Genomic DNA, 14,696 nt, shown 5'->3' on the forward strand with positions numbered 1-14,696 from the left:
GAGGATGTCGGCATGTCCCCCTCCCCCGCAAGCCTTAATGACCAGCAACGCGCCGCACATATCCGCGAGCAGGTGATGGCCCATGGCAACGCCCTGCGCCAGCGCTATCCCATTCTCCAGCATCAGGACGCGTTCGGCGCCGGCATCCTGGCCTTCGCCCTGTGCGGCATGATCGGCTCGGCCGCGCTGTACATCGGCGGTCATCTGCCCTGGTGGGCCTGCCTGCTGCTCAACGCCTTCTTCGCCTCGCTGACCCATGAGCTGGAGCACGACCTGATCCACTCGATGTATTTCCGCAAGCAGCCGCTGCCGCACAACCTGATGCTGGCGCTGGTCTGGCTGGCGCGACCGAGCACCATCAACCCCTGGGTGCGCCGCCACCTGCACCTGAACCACCACAAGGTCTCCGGCAGCGAAGCCGACATGGAAGAGCGCGCCATCACCAACGGCGAACCCTGGGGCATCGCGCGCCTGCTGATGGTGGGCGACAACATGATGAGCTCCTTCATCCGCTGGCTGCGGGCGAAGAACCCCGAACACCGCCGGCTGATCCTCACCCGCACGCTGAAGGTCTACGCGCCGCTGGGGCTGCTCAACTGGGCGACCTGGTACCTGTTCCTCGGCTTCCATCTGCTCGACTGGACCGCCGCCGCACTCGGCGCCCCGATCGCCTGGTCGGCCACCACGCTGAGCGTGATGCAGGTGGTGAACGTCGCCGTGGTGGTGCTGGTCGGACCCAACGTGCTGCGCACCTTCTGCCTGCACTTCGTCAGCTCCAACATGCACTACTACGGCGATGTCGAACCGGGCAACGTGATCCAGCAGACCCAGGTGCTCAACCCCTGGTGGCTGTGGCCGCTGCAGGCGTTCTGCTTCAACTTCGGCAGCAGCCACGCGATCCATCATTTCGTGGTCAAGGAGCCCTTCTACATCCGCCAGCTCACCGTGCCCTTCGCCCACCGGGTGATGCGCGAGATGGGCGTGCGCTTCAACGACTTCGGCACCTTCGCCCGCGCCAATCGCTGGACCCGTCGCGCCCGGACGCAGCAGGAACGCGCCAGCACCGCCTGAGCATCGCGCGTCGCGCCAGGGTCTCATGCGCACGTCATTCGTCGCCGGGCACGGCGGATGAGACCCGCCGCGCAATCACAGCGCCAGCAGTCGGCTAGAATTCAGGCGCGCCCGACCGCTCCCTCGATTGAACAGCGTCCGCCGGACTGAGGCGCCCTCGAAGTGGCTTCTGAGGCGCCCTGGATGGTTCACCTGCTCCGCTCACTGCTCGTTCTGCTCTGGCTGACCTGCGCCGTCACGGCCCGGGCCGACGACGCGCTGCCGTTGCTGCAGCTGAGCAACGAGCAGCTGACCACGCCGGTGAGCATCGAGCACAGCCTGCTGCTGGAGGACCCCGGCGCGCAGCTCACCGCCAGCGAGGTGTTGCAGCGCATCGGCCGCGAAGGTCGGCCGGTACAGGGCACACCGCGCATCGGCTACTCACGCAGCGCCTGGTGGCTGGCCGTGCAGTTGCAGGCGCCGCCGGCCGAACGCCTGCAGCTAATCGTCGGCCAGACCTTCCTCGACGATCTGGAAATCTGGCTGTTCGCCGATCAGCAACCGCTCGGCCCGCTGTACAGCGGCTCGCTGCGCCCCTTCAACGAGCGCGGCGAACCCTATCCACAGTTTCTCATCAGCCTGCCACGTCTGGGCGAAGGCCCGCACAACCTGCTGCTGCGCGTGCAGAGCCACTCGGCGATCACCCTGCCGCTGCAGCTGGTCGGCGCGCAGCAGGGTCAGCAACTGATCGCCCACAGCTGGCTGCAGAGCGGTCTGCTGGTGGGCGCCCTGCTCGCCCTGGCGCTGTTCTATCTGCTCAAGTACAGCACCCTGCGCGAGCCGCAGCTGGCCTACTTCAGCCTGACGGCGCTGTGCGTGGCGCTGTACAACGTCAGCCTGTACAACCTCAGCGGGCTGCTCTGGCCGCAGTGGCCACTGCTGCCCAAGTGGCTGGTCAACCTGACCACCGCCGGCATGCTGATTTTCAGCTCGCTGTTTCTCGCCAGCGCCCTGCGCCTGGAGCTGGGGCGCCTGCGCTGGCTGCGCGACGCGCTGTTCGCCGCGGTGCTGCTGGTGTGTCTGGGCGGCCTGGCTATCAGCCATGCCTATACCTACCAGACCCTCAATCTGCTGATCCTCTGCACCGGCCTCTACCAGTTGCTGGTGATGTGCCTCGGGGTCTACCAGCGCCGACCCTACGCGCCGGGTTATCTGCTGTGCTGGAGCGCGGCGCTGGTGCTGATGCTGCTGGTGCCGCTGAGCCGGGTCGGCCTGATTCCGCTGCCGCCAGGCTTCTATGCGCTGTATGCCTACCTGCCGGCGCTGAGCATGCTGCTGTTCGGCGCCCTGCTCGACAAGCAGCTGGAGCGTGTACGCCGGGTGTTGCTGAGCAGCCAGGCGCAGGCCATCGACAACCTGGAGCAGTACCAGGCGCTGTTCCGCCACAGCGGCGAGGGCATCTTCCGCTGCGACCGCGACGGCAGGCTGCTGGAAGCCAACCCGAGCCTGGCACGCCTGCTCGGCGGCGATACGCCGGCCACCCAGCTGGTCGGCCTGCCGCTGCAGCGCCTGCTGGGCGAGGCGCAGTGGCGCGAGCTGCTGCAGGAGCTCGACACCCAGGCCGGTACCGTCAGCTGCGAATGCCAGCTGCACGACCTGGCCCAGCGCCCCCTGTGGGTCTACCTGTCGCTGCATCTGCGCCCTCAGCGAGACTGCATCGAAGGCATAGTGGTCGATCTCAGCGAGCGCCGCGCGCTGGAAGAACGCCTGCAGCAACTGGCCGCACATGACGCGCTGACCGGCCTGCTCAATCGCCGCGAACTGGAGAGGCTGCTGTCGGAGACGCTGGGCGGCACCGCCAAGCGCCGCTTCAGCCATCTGCTGCACCTGAGCCTGGATCGCTTCAAGCAGGTCAACGACCTCTGCGGTCACTCCGCCGGCGACCAGCTGCTGCGCCAGCTGGCGACCCAGCTCGGCCACCAGCTGCCGCGCCATGCCGAGCTGGCCCGCGTCGGCGGCGACGAGTTCGCCGTGCTGCTGCGCGAGGTCGACGACGAAGCGGCCCTCAAGCAGGCCGAGGCGCTGCGGCGTGCGGTCGAGCAGTTCGTCTTCACCTGGCAGGGACGGCCCTTCCGCCTGCACACCAGCATCGGCCTGCTTGCCCTCGGCTCCGGCGTGCGCGATTGGGAAACCGCGCTGACCTGGGCCAGCAGCGCCAGTCAGCTGGCCAAGCACCAGGGCCGCAACCGCGTGTGCCAGTTCAACCCGGAAGATGGCGCACTGCTCGAGCATCAACGCCAGCTGCAATGGATCACCCGCCTGCGCGAAGCCTGCGAGCGCGGTCACTTCGAGCTGTTCTTCCAGCCGGTACAGGCCCTGCAAAGCGCCGCCAGCGGCCTGCACTACGAGGTGCTGCTGCGCTACCGCGACCCGGCGAGCGGCGAATGGGTCAGCCCGGCGCAGTTCCTCGACGCGGCAGCGCGCTACGACTTTCTCGGCGCCATCGACCGCTGGGTGATCCAGCACCTGTGCGCCTGGCTGGCTGCCAACCCGCGTCATCTGGCGCAGCTGGCCCAGGTCAACGTCAACCTCAGCGCCAGCTCGCTGCTCGACAGCGCCTTTCACCAACTGCTGGAACAGGAGCTGAGTCGGCACCAGCTGCCGCCCGGCAAGCTGTGCATCGAAGTCACGGAAATGGTCGCCCTCGGCGAACTGGGCGTGTCTGCCCAGTGGATCGACGAGCTGCGCAGCAAGGGCCTGAAGGTGGCACTGGACGACTTCGGCAGCGGCTTCGCCTCCTACGCCTATCTGCGTCACCTGCCGCTGGATATCCTGAAGATCGACGGCAGCTTTATCAGTGGCATCGAGTCCGACCCGATCAACCAGGCCATGGTCGGCTCGATGCGCCAGATCGCCAGCCAGCTCGGCCTGCTCACGGTTGCCGAGTTCGTCGAGACCCAGGCCAGCCTGGACTGCCTGCGCCGGCTCGGCATCGACTACGCACAGGGCTACTTCGTCGGCCGCCCGCAGCCGCTGCGCCAGCTGGCCGACGACGCCCGCAGCCGCGGCACTCAGGAAGCCTGGTAGAGCTCGGCCGGCAGGCGCTCGAGCAGGCCCAGGTCGAGCCGCAACATGCGTACGCAGCGCGCCTCGGCCAGGCTCGTCGGCTGCTCGCTGGCCGGCAGCGCCAGCAGCAGGCCGCTGAGATTGAGCACCAGCGCCTCGCGGGAAAATACCCCGCTGCCCAGCCCGTAGAACGCCGCGATCAACTCGCGCAGGCCGAAGGGCAGACGCCAGCGGATGCGCAGGGCCGAACCGAAACTGGCCGCACGCTGGCGCATGGCATCATCGATCTGCTCGTCGTTCAGCTCGCCGCCAGCCTCCAGCCAGTCCTGCAGGCTGCGCAGCAACGCCAACTCGCCCAGGTTGTGCAACAGGCCGGCGGTGAAGCACAGCTCGGCATCCAGCTTCAGTTCCCCGGCCAGCCAGCGCGCCAGCTCGGCACTGCGACGCGCCTGCTGCCAGGCACGCGTCGCCAGTTCGGCCAGACGCGGATCGCGCAGCTGGGCATTGCGCTGCAGGGCCAGGCCCAGCACCAGATTCAGCGTACGCGCCACCCCCAGACGCTGCAGGGCCTGCGCCAGGGTCTGGCAGGGCACGCCCTGGTGCTGCGCCGCCGTGCTGGCCGCCGCGATCAGCAGTGCGGTGATCTGCGGATCACGACCGAACACCGCCTCCAGTTCGCCCAGGTCCTGCTCGCCGGACTGCAGCCCCTGGCTCACGGCGTTGCGCACATCGCTGAGCAGAGGCGCGCCCTGCCCCTCCTCGCGCACCGTGTCGAGGAACTCGCGCAGCTCGCTGACCAGCAGCGCCGGGCGCAGCGAGACCGTCCCGCTGGCAGCGGGCAGCAGTGCATGCAGGCGCTGACGCAGGCTTTCGGCGTTGAACGGCTTCGCCAGATAGGCGCTCGGCGCCAGCGGCCGCGCGGCGCGCACACTCTGCGCGTCGAGGCGGCCACTGATCAGCACGAAGGGCAGCGCCGGGGTACGCGGATGGCGACGCAGTTGGCGCAGCAGTTCCACGCCATCGAGCCCGGGCAGCTCGCCGTCGGCGATCACCAGATCCGGTAGCCGCCGCTTGCAACGGGCCAGGGCCGCCTGCCCATCGCTGACCTGCAGCACGCGGGCGTCGCCGCGCACGTCCAGCACCAGTTGCTGGAGCAGGTTGGAGGTCCAGGGATCGGCCTCGGCGATCAGAACTTCCACGGAATGAACTGCAGCGGTCATGCGTGCCTCTGGGCGAACGACGTAAAGGAGGGTGCCCGAACCCGCATGCGCCCACATCCGCGGCAAAGCTGATGGATGAGTCAGTTCCATGGCAACGGCGCAGTCTAAACCGCGGCTTTGCGGGACGTAAGTCGCAGATGGTCGAGTTGCGCAAAAAATGGCGCAGCGCGGGCCTTGTCCGCCGGGGCAATGACTCAGGCGCAGCGCGATGAGCGCGGGCAACCGCAACAAAAAAGCCCGCCGGTAGGGGCGGGCTTCTTCGACAGGCAGCCGATCAATTACTTGATCTTGGCTTCCTTGTACATCACGTGCTTGCGTACGACCGGATCGTATTTCTTGATTTCGATCTTGTCAGGGGTAGTGCGCTTGTTCTTGTCGGTGGTGTAGAAGTGGCCGGTACCGGCGCTGGACACCAAACGGATCAGTTCACGCATGACTCTCTCCTTAAACCTTTTCGCCGCGAGCGCGCAGCTCGGCCAGCACTACGTCGATGCCACGCTTGTCGATCACACGCATGCCCTTGGCGGATACGCGCAGACGCACGAAGCGCTTCTCGGACTCGACCCAGAAGCGATGGTGCTGCAGGTTCGGCAGGAAACGACGACGGGTTTTGTTGTTTGCGTGGGAAATGTTGTTCCCGGTTACCGGACCCTTACCGGTAACTTGACAGACTCTCGACATGCCTCAGCCCTCTAAAACCACATGCCCAACCCGGCATGGGTTGGCCGCTTAAACTCAATGTCATTGGCGCTCGGCGCCGCGTTTCTCGAGGGTCTTACCGGGCGCACTGGACAGCGCAAGAACCGGGCCCCTAGAAAAGAGCGCTGCTTTATACCAGAAAGCCCTGGGAGCAACAAGGGAAAACGCGGGAGAAAACGCATCGGCATAGGCCGCTCGCCCTCCGGGGCCGGGACCATGGGCCTTCGCTCGCGCTCGACCGCTCGTCGCCTTGTTTCGGTATTCATGCCCGCGCAAATCGACTAGGGTTGCAAGCTTAGCGTCCCACCGGGAACAAGGAGTTCGCCATGCGCCTGCTGCTCGCCACCTTGCTGTGCACCCCGATACTGGCCCAGGCCGCCACCCTCAGCGTTTGCACCGAAGCCAGCCCGGAGGGTTTCGACGTGGTGCAGTACAACTCGCTGACCACCACCAACGCCTCGGCCGACATGCTGATGAACCGCCTGGTGGAGTTCGACGCCGAGCAGGGCAAGCTGCTGCCGAGCCTGGCGCGCAGCTGGTCGATCTCCGCCGATGGCCTGGTCTACGACTTCAAGCTGCGTGACGACGTGCCATTTCATCACAGCGCCGACTTCACGCCCAGCCGCAAACTCGACGCCCGCGACGTGCTGTTCAGCTTCCAGCGCATGCTCGACACCAAGCACCCCTGGCACCAGGTCGCCGCCAGCGGCTACCCGCACGCCCAGTCGATGCAGTGGCCGAGCCTGATCGCCAAGCTCGAAGCGCCGGATGCGCACAGCCTGCGCATCACCCTGTCCCGCCGCGATGCCACCTTCCTCGCCACCCTGAGCATGGGCTTCGCCTCGATCTACTCCGCCGAGTACGCCGACCAGCTGCTGGCCGCCGGCACACCGCAGAAGCTCAACAGCGCACCGGTAGGCAGCGGCCCGTTCGTCTTCGAGCGCTTCCAGAAGGACGCCGTGGTGCGCTACCGCGCCAATCCCGATTACTTCGCCGGCAAGCCGGGCGTGGACCGGGTGATCTTCGCCATCACCCCGGACAGCGCCGTACGCCTGCAGAAACTGCGCCGCGGCGAATGCCAGATCACCCTGTCGCCCAAGCCGCAGGACGTGCAGGCCATCGCCGGCGACGCCAGGCTGAAAAGCGCACAGACCGCGGCCTTCATGACCGCCTTCGTCGGCATCAACAGCCAGCATGCGCCGCTAGACAAGCCGCAGGTACGCCAGGCCATCAACCTGGCCTTCGACAAGGCCAGCTACGTCAAGGCGGTGTTCGAGGGCAGCGCCGAGCCGGCCAGCGGGCCCTACCCGCCCAATACCTGGAGCTTTGCCCGCGAGCTGCCCGGCTATGCCCATGACCCGGCCAGGGCCCGCGCCCTGCTGGCCGAAGCCGGTCTGGCCGAAGGCTTCAAGACCACCATCTGGACACGCCCCAGCGGCAGCCTGCTCAACCCCAACCCCAGCCTCGGCGCGCAGCTGCTGCAGGCCGACCTGGCCAAGGTGGGCATCGCCGCCGAAATCCGCGTGATCGAGTGGGGCGAGCTGATCCGCCGCGCCAAGGCTGGCGAGCATGATCTGCTGTTCATGGGCTGGGCCGGCGACAACGGCGATCCGGACAACTTCCTCACCCCGCAATTTGCCTGCGCCTCGGTCGAATCCGGCCTGAACTTCGCCCGCTACTGCGACGCGACGCTGGACAAGCTGATCGCCGATGGCAAGGCCAGCAGCGACCAGGCCGAACGCAGCCGTCTGTATCAGCAGGCGCAGACGCTCATTCAGGAGCAGGCCCTGTGGCTGCCGCTGGCCCATCCCACCGCCTTCGCGCTGCTCAGCGACAAGGTGCAGGGCTACAAGGTCAGTCCCTTTGGCCGGCAGAATTTTGCCTCGGTGCAGATGGCTCCCTGAGCCATCATCATGGTGGGCTAAAGCCCACCCTACGCACCGCAGGAGCGCCGCCCCTACATCCAGCCCTGCTCGGCCATCGACAGCGGCTCGCCGTCGCCGACGATGAAGTGATCGAGCACGCGCACTTCCACCAGCGCCAGCGCATCCTTGAGCCGCTGGGTCAGCACGCGGTCGGCCTGGCTGGGTTCGCAGATGCCGGATGGGTGATTGTGGGTGAGGATGACGGCCGCGGCATTGTTGGCCAGCGCTCGCTTGACCACCTGCCGCGGGTAGACGCTGGCGCTGTCGATGCTGCCGCGAAACAAGACTTCGAAGGCCAGCACGCGGTGCTTGGCATCGAGAAACAGACAGCCGAACACCTCGTGCGGCTCATGGCGCAGCTGCGCCTTGAGGTAATCGCGCACGGCCTGCGGGCTTTCCAGCGCCGAATCGCGACGCAGCCGCTCAGCCAGGTGCCGTCTGGCCATCTCCAGCACGGCCTGCAGCTGCGCGTACTTGGCCGGGCCCAGGCCCAAGTGCTGGCTGAAGTCGGGCAACTCCGCCTCGAGCAGCGCACGCAGGCTGCCGAACTCGGCGAGCAGCCGGCGCGCCAGATCCACCGCGCTGCAGCCGGACACACCGGTACGCAGGAAGATCGCCAGCAGTTCGGCGTCGGTCAGCGCGGCCGCGCCCTGCGCCAGGAGTTTTTCCCGCGGACGCTCCGCCGCGGGCCAGTCACGAATGCTCATCGGGCACCTCCATGTCGAGCCAAGCGCCCGCTGCTCCGCTGCGGGCGCTGTGCTATCGTAGCCCATCTTTTTACACGGGGCCGGCCTGGGGAGGCGTTGGTCACGTGGCGCACATCCACCGGTATATAAAAGGCAGGCCTATGCAGCGGCTGTATCGCAAACGCATCATCGTCGGCGTGGGAGGCGGTATTGCTGCCTACAAGAGCGCCGAACTGGTTCGCCGGCTGAAGGATCAGGGCGCCGAAGTCCGCGTGGTCATGACCCAGGGCGGCCGCGAGTTCATCACTCCCCTGACCCTGCAGGCGCTCTCCGGCCACCCGGTTCATCTCGACCTGCTCGATCCCGCCGCCGAAGCCGCGATGGGCCATATCGAACTGGCGCGCTGGGCCGATCTGATTCTCATCGCCCCGGCCACTGCCGACCTGATCGCACGCCTGGCCCAGGGTGTGGCCAATGACCTGCTGACCACGCTGGTACTGGCCACCGATGCCCCCATCGCCCTGGCACCGGCCATGAACCAGGCCATGTGGCGCGACGCCGCCACCCAGGCCAACCTCGAACTGCTGCAAGACCGCGGCATGCGCCTGTTCGGCCCGGCATCCGGCAGCCAGGCCTGTGGCGATGTCGGCCTCGGCCGCATGCTCGAGCCCAACGATCTCGCCCAGCTGGCGGCCGACTGCTTCCAGCGCCAGGCGCTCGATGGCCTGCATATCCTGATCACAGCCGGCCCGACCCAGGAAAACATCGACCCGGTGCGCTACATCACCAACCACAGCTCCGGCAAGATGGGCTTCGCCCTGGCCGAAGCGGCCGCCGAGGCGGGCGCGCGGGTCACCCTGGTCAGCGGTCCGGTACACCTGCCGACGCCGGATCGGGTCAGCCGCATCGACGTGGTCAGCGCCCGCGACATGCTCGCCGCCTGCGAGGCCGCCATGCCCTGCGACGTGCTGATCGCCGCCGCCGCGGTGGCCGACTACCGCCCGGAAGTGGTCGCCCAGCACAAATTGAAGAAAGACCCCAGCAGCGGCGAAGGGATGCTCCTGCAAATGGTGCGCAACCCGGATATCCTCGCCACCATCGCCGGCCGTGACGATCGCCCCTTCAGCGTGGGCTTCGCCGCGGAAACCGAGAACCTGCTGGAGTACGCCTCGCGCAAGCTGCGTGACAAGAATCTCGACCTGATCGTTGCCAATGATGTGGCCAACCCCAGCATCGGCTTCAATAGTGAAGAGAACGCCATCACCGTGATCGACCGCGAGCTGCAGCAAACCAGCTTCGCCCAGACCAGCAAGGGCAAGATCGCCCGTCAGCTGGTCACCCTTATCGCCGAACGACTGAACAAGAACTGACCATGCACGCTCTGCAAGCCAAGATCCTCGACCCTCGCCTCGGCCAGGAATTCCCGCTGCCGCAATACGCCACGCCGGGCTCGGCCGGCCTCGATCTGCGCGCCATGCTCAAGGAGGACATCGTCCTCGAGCCGGGCCAGACCGTGCTGATCCCCACCGGCCTGTCGATCTACATCGGCGACCCCGGCCTGGCGGCAATGATCCTGCCGCGCTCGGGCCTCGGCCACAAACACGGCATCGTGCTCGGCAACCTGGTCGGCCTGATCGACTCGGACTACCAGGGCGAGCTGATGGTGTCGTGCTGGAACCGCGGCCACACGCCATTCACCATCGCCATCGGCGAGCGCATCGCGCAGCTGGTGCTGGTGCCGGTGGTGCAGGCGCATTTCGAACTGGTCGAGCAGTTCGACGAGACCCAACGCGGCGCCGGCGGTTTCGGCCACTCCGGCAGCCACTGACCCCCATTCCCCACAGGACCCGCCGAGGAGCACCTGCGTGAAACTCTTCAAGCGTACCGCCAAGGAAGCCGACACCCTTTCCAGCCTTGCTCCCGACCTGCCCGAGAGCAAGCGGGCCAAGCCCTCGCTGGGCCCACTGCTGCCCGGCCTGCTGGCCGCATTGATCGGCGTGGCCGCCGGCGGCGCCCTGCTCTGGCTCGCCCAGAGCAACAGCGAGCAGGCACGCCAGGCCGAACTGGCGCAGGCCATCGGCAGCAGCCAGGCCGCCGCCGTGCAGCAGGCGCTGAAGCAGCTGCAGGCCGACAGCCTCGCCGCCGCGCGTAACCCTGATCTGCTGCAAGCCCTGCAAAGCGCCGACAGCCTGCGCATCGGCGATGCCGAGCGGCGCCTGGGCTACTGGGACGGCGTGGTCGATGCTCACCTCAATCGCCGCGGCGAGGCGGTGCAGAACACCAGCCGCCCCGCGCCGATGAACTTCGCCGGCCTGGACATGCTGCGCCGCGCCGAAAGCGGGCAACAACCGGCAGTCGAGGCGTACCGCGTCGGCCAACGCTGGCTGGCCTACAGCGCCGTGGCGCTGCGCCTCGGCGACAACCAGCCGGCGCAGGGCACTCTGCTGCTGGCCGTCGACCTGCAGCGTCTGCTCGCCGCGCTGCCGCCGCTGCCGGCCGAGCTCGGCCAGGTGCAGCTGGTGCAGCAGTTCGCCAACACCCCGGCGCAGGTCCTGCTGCAACGCGGCCAGGCGGGCGATGGCGCGGCGCAGACCTTTCCCACCGGCAGCCCGTACTGGACCATCAGTTTCACCCCCGGCCCGGGCCTGACCGGCGGCGGTGTACCGCCACTGCTGCTCGGCCTGGCCGCGCTGCTCGCCCTCGGCGGTGCGCTGATCGCCCTGATGCTGGTGCAAGGCGCGATGCAGCGGCGGGTAAACAGTGACGCGCAGCAACTGGGGCAAATGCTCAAAGAACTCTCTGCGGGTAAAAACGTCAAAGCCTTCAGCCTGAGCCTCCCGGCCCTCAATGGTCTGGCCCAGAGCCTGGCACGCCTGCCACGCCGTAACGGCGCAGAAGGCACCAGCAGTACCCCCGCGAAAGGAACAGTCGCGGCCCCCACCACTCAGCCAGCCCCCAAGCCTGCCGAGCTGGTAGACCCGCTGTTCCAGGACACCGATATCCTCGATATCGACATTCTCGATGAAGACCAGGATCTCCTGGGACTGGAGCAGAGCCCCGCAATGACTACTAGCCAAAGCGTCCCGAAACTTCCCGCCGACATTTTCCGCGCCTATGACATCCGTGGCGTGGTGGGCGATACCCTGACCGCCGAATACGCCTACTGGATCGGCCGCGCCATCGGTTCGCAGAGCCTGGCTCAGGGCGAACCCAAGGTCATCGTCGGCCGCGACGGTCGTCTGTCCGGCCCCGAACTGCTGCAACAACTGGTACAGGGCCTGCTCGACTGCGGCTGCGAGGTCACCGACATCGGCATGGTGCCGACCCCCGTGGCGTACTTCGCCGCCAACGTACTGGAGGGCCGTTCGGCCGTGATGCTGACCGGCAGCCACAACCCGCCGGACTACAACGGCTTCAAGATCATCATCGCCGGCGACACCCTGGCCAACGAGCAGATCCAGGCGTTGAAGACCCGCCTGGACAACAACGACCTGGCCACGGGCGTCGGCAACGTGCAGCAGGTCGACGTGCTGCAGCGCTACTTCAAGACCATCCGTGACGACATCGCCCTGGCCAAGCCGCTCAAGGTGGTGGTCGATTGCGGCAATGGCGCGGCCGGCGTGATCGCCCCGCAACTGATCGAGGCGCTGGGCTGCAGCGTCATCCCACTGTTCTGCGAAGTGGACGGCACCTTCCCCAATCACCACCCGGACCCGGGCAAGCCGGAGAACCTGGTCGATCTGATCGCCCGCGTGAAAGCCGAGAACGCCGACCTCGGCCTGGCCTTCGACGGCGACGGCGACCGCGTCGGCGTGGTGACCAACACCGGCAACATCGTCTACCCCGATCGCCTGCTGATGCTGTTCGCCAAGGACGTGGTATCGCGCAACCCGGGCGCCGACATCATCTTCGACGTCAAATGCACCCGTCGCCTGACTCCGCTGATCAGCGGCTACGGCGGCCGCCCGGTGATGTGGAAGACCGGCCATTCGCTGATCAAGAAGAAGATGAAGGAAACCGGCGCGCTGCTGGCCGGCGAGATGAGCGGCCACATCTTCTTCAAGGAGCGCTGGTACGGCTTCGACGACGGCATCTACAGCGCCGCCCGTCTGCTAGAAATTCTCAGCCTGGACAAGCGCAACGCCGAGCAGGTGTTCAGCGCCTTCCCCAGCGACATCTCCACCCCGGAAATCAACATCCAGGTGACCGAGCAGAGCAAGTTCCCGCTGATCGAGCGCCTGCAGCGCGAGGGTCAGTGGGGCGAAGCCAACCTCACCAGCATCGATGGCGTGCGCGTCGACTATCCCAAGGGCTGGGGCCTGATCCGCGCCTCCAACACCACGCCGGTGCTGGTGCTGCGCTTCGAGGCCGACACCCAGGAGGAACTGGAGCGTATCCAGGACGTGTTCCGCAACCAGCTGCTCAAGGTCGCCCCCGATCTGCAACTGCCCTTTTGACCGATTTGTTCCAGGAGCCCCCGCATGACCCTCGAGCGTGACGCCGCCGCCCAGGTTGCCAAGGTACTGTCCGAAGCCCTGCCTTACATTCGCCGCTTCGTCGGCAAGACCCTGGTGATCAAGTACGGCGGCAACGCCATGGAAAGCGAGGAACTCAAGCAGGGCTTCGCCCGCGACATCGTGCTGATGAAGGCGGTGGGCATCAACCCGGTGGTGGTACACGGCGGCGGTCCGCAGATCGGCGACCTGCTCAAGCGCCTGTCCATCGAGAGCCATTTCATCGACGGCATGCGCGTCACCGACACCGCCACCATGGACGTGGTGGAGATGGTCCTCGGCGGCCAGGTCAACAAGAGCATCGTCAACCTGATCAACCAGCACGGTGGCAGCGCCATCGGCCTGACCGGCAAGGACGCCGGCCTGATCCGCGCGAAGAAGCTCAAGGTCACCCGTCAGACGCCGGAAATGACCCAGCCGGAAATCATCGACATCGGTCATGTCGGCGAGGTTACCGGGGTCAACACCGAGCTGCTCAACATGCTGGTGCAGGGCGATTTCATTCCGGTCATCGCGCCCATCGGCGTCGGCCCGGACGGCGAGTCGTACAACATCAACGCCGACCTGGTGGCCGGCAAGGTGGCCGAAGCGCTGAAGGCCGAGAAGCTGATGCTGCTGACCAACATCGCCGGCCTGCTGGACAAGCAGGGCGAAGTGCTCACCGGGCTGACCACCGAGCAGGTCGACGGCCTGATCGCCGACGGCACCATTTACGGCGGCATGCTGCCGAAGATCCGCTGCGCCCTGGAAGCGGTGCAGGGCGGCGTGCACAGCGCGCATATCGTTGACGGTCGCGTACCCAACGCGGTGCTGCTGGAAATCTTCACCGACAGCGGCGTCGGCACCCTGATCACCAACCGCAAGCGCCATTAACGGCGGCCGCTACGCGGCCATCTGATGACCCTCTCCCCCGGGAGAGGGTATTGCAAGCGCACCGGCAAACCGGTGCGCACGGCGCACCTACGAGATGACGCCGACCATCGAGCGGGCTTATCGCAGCCCATCGGCACGGCGACTCGCGCTTGCCGCAATCCTCCTCAGGATGCACGCTCGCCAGGCCACCTTCATCAAGGAACGCCCATGAGCAGCCTGCCCGAACTCAGCCAGTTCAGCTTCTTCCACCCCCTGCGGGTGCGCTGGGCCGAGGTCGACCCGCAAAGCATCGTCTTCAACGGCCATTACCTGACCTACGCGGACGTCGCCATCACCGAATATTTCCGCGCCCTCGGCGTCGCCTATCCCGGCGACCTGGCAACGGATGGCGGCGACTTCTTCGCCATCCGCACCCTGCTGGAATACCGGGCCCCGGCACGTTTCGACGAGCAGTTGCAGATCGGCATTCGCAGTGCACGGCTCGGCCGCTCCAGCCTGACCTTCGCCCTCGGCATCTGGCGCGACGGCGAGTTGCTGACCAGCGGCGAGATCGTCTACGTGCACGCCGACGGCGCCACGCGCAGCAGCGCGCCACTGCCGAACTGGCTGAGAGAGAAGATTCTGGGATTCGAGCGGGTGGCGCCGCAGAGCTGAGGCGCCAGG

Annotated in this window: 12 protein-coding genes; 8 read left to right on the top strand and 4 right to left on the bottom strand. The window is 66.9% G+C overall.

Annotated elements, in window-relative coordinates; translation table 11 throughout:
* The first annotated feature begins 12 nt into the window (after positions 1-12).
* Complete coding sequence (locus tag L1F06_RS23610; RefSeq protein ID WP_129483665.1) at positions 13-1,071, top strand: fatty acid desaturase; 1,059 nt, start codon at positions 13-15, stop codon at positions 1,069-1,071.
* A 183-nt stretch (positions 1,072-1,254) separates the two neighbouring features.
* The gene (locus L1F06_RS23615) at positions 1,255-4,137 is read left to right on the top strand and encodes an EAL domain-containing protein (protein ID WP_129483666.1); all 2,883 of its coding nucleotides are present in this window, start codon (positions 1,255-1,257) and stop codon (positions 4,135-4,137) included.
* Here the strand turns inward: L1F06_RS23615 and L1F06_RS23620 are convergent.
* The 3 genes from L1F06_RS23620 to rpmB all read right to left on the bottom strand — a co-directional run bounded on the left by L1F06_RS23620 (position 4,122) and on the right by rpmB (position 6,017).
* Complete coding sequence (locus L1F06_RS23620; protein WP_129483667.1) at positions 4,122-5,336, bottom strand: HDOD domain-containing protein; 1,215 nt, start codon at positions 5,334-5,336, stop codon at positions 4,122-4,124. The genes L1F06_RS23615 and L1F06_RS23620 overlap by 16 nt on opposite strands.
* A gap of 278 nt (positions 5,337-5,614) precedes the next feature.
* Positions 5,615-5,770, bottom strand: coding sequence for a 50S ribosomal protein L33 (rpmG, locus tag L1F06_RS23625; RefSeq protein WP_003242516.1), 156 nt, complete (start codon positions 5,768-5,770; stop codon positions 5,615-5,617).
* A 10-nt stretch (positions 5,771-5,780) separates the two neighbouring features.
* Positions 5,781-6,017, bottom strand: coding sequence for a 50S ribosomal protein L28 (gene rpmB / locus L1F06_RS23630; protein ID WP_003242523.1), 237 nt, complete (start codon positions 6,015-6,017; stop codon positions 5,781-5,783).
* Between the two features lie 344 nt (positions 6,018-6,361).
* Between rpmB and L1F06_RS23635 the strand changes: the two genes are divergently transcribed.
* A complete protein-coding gene (locus L1F06_RS23635; protein ID WP_129483668.1) occupies positions 6,362-7,939 on the top strand; it encodes an ABC transporter substrate-binding protein in 1,578 nt (525 codons plus the stop codon).
* Positions 7,940-7,992: 53 nt separating this feature from the next.
* Here the strand turns inward: L1F06_RS23635 and radC are convergent, their stop codons facing one another.
* Positions 7,993-8,667: a RadC family protein gene (gene radC, locus L1F06_RS23640; RefSeq protein WP_129483669.1), complete on the bottom strand. Its 675-nt coding sequence runs from the start codon at positions 8,665-8,667 to the stop codon at positions 7,993-7,995.
* 140 nt (positions 8,668-8,807) lie between these two features.
* On the opposite strand from radC, the gene coaBC reads away from it, so the two are divergent.
* The 5 genes from coaBC to L1F06_RS23665 all read left to right on the top strand — a co-directional run bounded on the left by coaBC (position 8,808) and on the right by L1F06_RS23665 (position 14,687).
* Positions 8,808-10,016, top strand: a complete 1,209-nt coding sequence (gene coaBC, locus L1F06_RS23645) for a bifunctional phosphopantothenoylcysteine decarboxylase/phosphopantothenate--cysteine ligase CoaBC (protein ID WP_129483670.1) — start codon at positions 8,808-8,810, stop codon at positions 10,014-10,016.
* Positions 10,017-10,018: 2 nt separating this feature from the next.
* A complete protein-coding gene (gene dut / locus L1F06_RS23650; RefSeq protein WP_012020141.1) occupies positions 10,019-10,474 on the top strand; it encodes a dUTP diphosphatase in 456 nt (151 codons plus the stop codon).
* A gap of 1,234 nt (positions 10,475-11,708) precedes the next feature.
* On the top strand, positions 11,709-13,103 hold the full coding sequence (gene algC, locus L1F06_RS23655; RefSeq protein WP_252576798.1) for a phosphomannomutase/phosphoglucomutase: 1,395 nt from the start codon (positions 11,709-11,711) through the stop codon (positions 13,101-13,103).
* Between the two features lie 24 nt (positions 13,104-13,127).
* Positions 13,128-14,033 (top strand): acetylglutamate kinase, encoded by a 906-nt coding sequence (gene argB / locus L1F06_RS23660; protein ID WP_003242534.1) that lies wholly within the window; start codon positions 13,128-13,130, stop codon positions 14,031-14,033.
* A 207-nt stretch (positions 14,034-14,240) separates the two neighbouring features.
* Positions 14,241-14,687: an acyl-CoA thioesterase gene (locus L1F06_RS23665; RefSeq protein ID WP_129483672.1), complete on the top strand. Its 447-nt coding sequence runs from the start codon at positions 14,241-14,243 to the stop codon at positions 14,685-14,687.
* Positions 14,688-14,696: the final 9 nt, after the last annotated feature.

It is taken from the genome of Pseudomonas hydrolytica (assembly GCF_021495345.1).
GTDB classification, from domain to species: domain Bacteria; phylum Pseudomonadota; class Gammaproteobacteria; order Pseudomonadales; family Pseudomonadaceae; genus Aquipseudomonas; species Aquipseudomonas hydrolytica.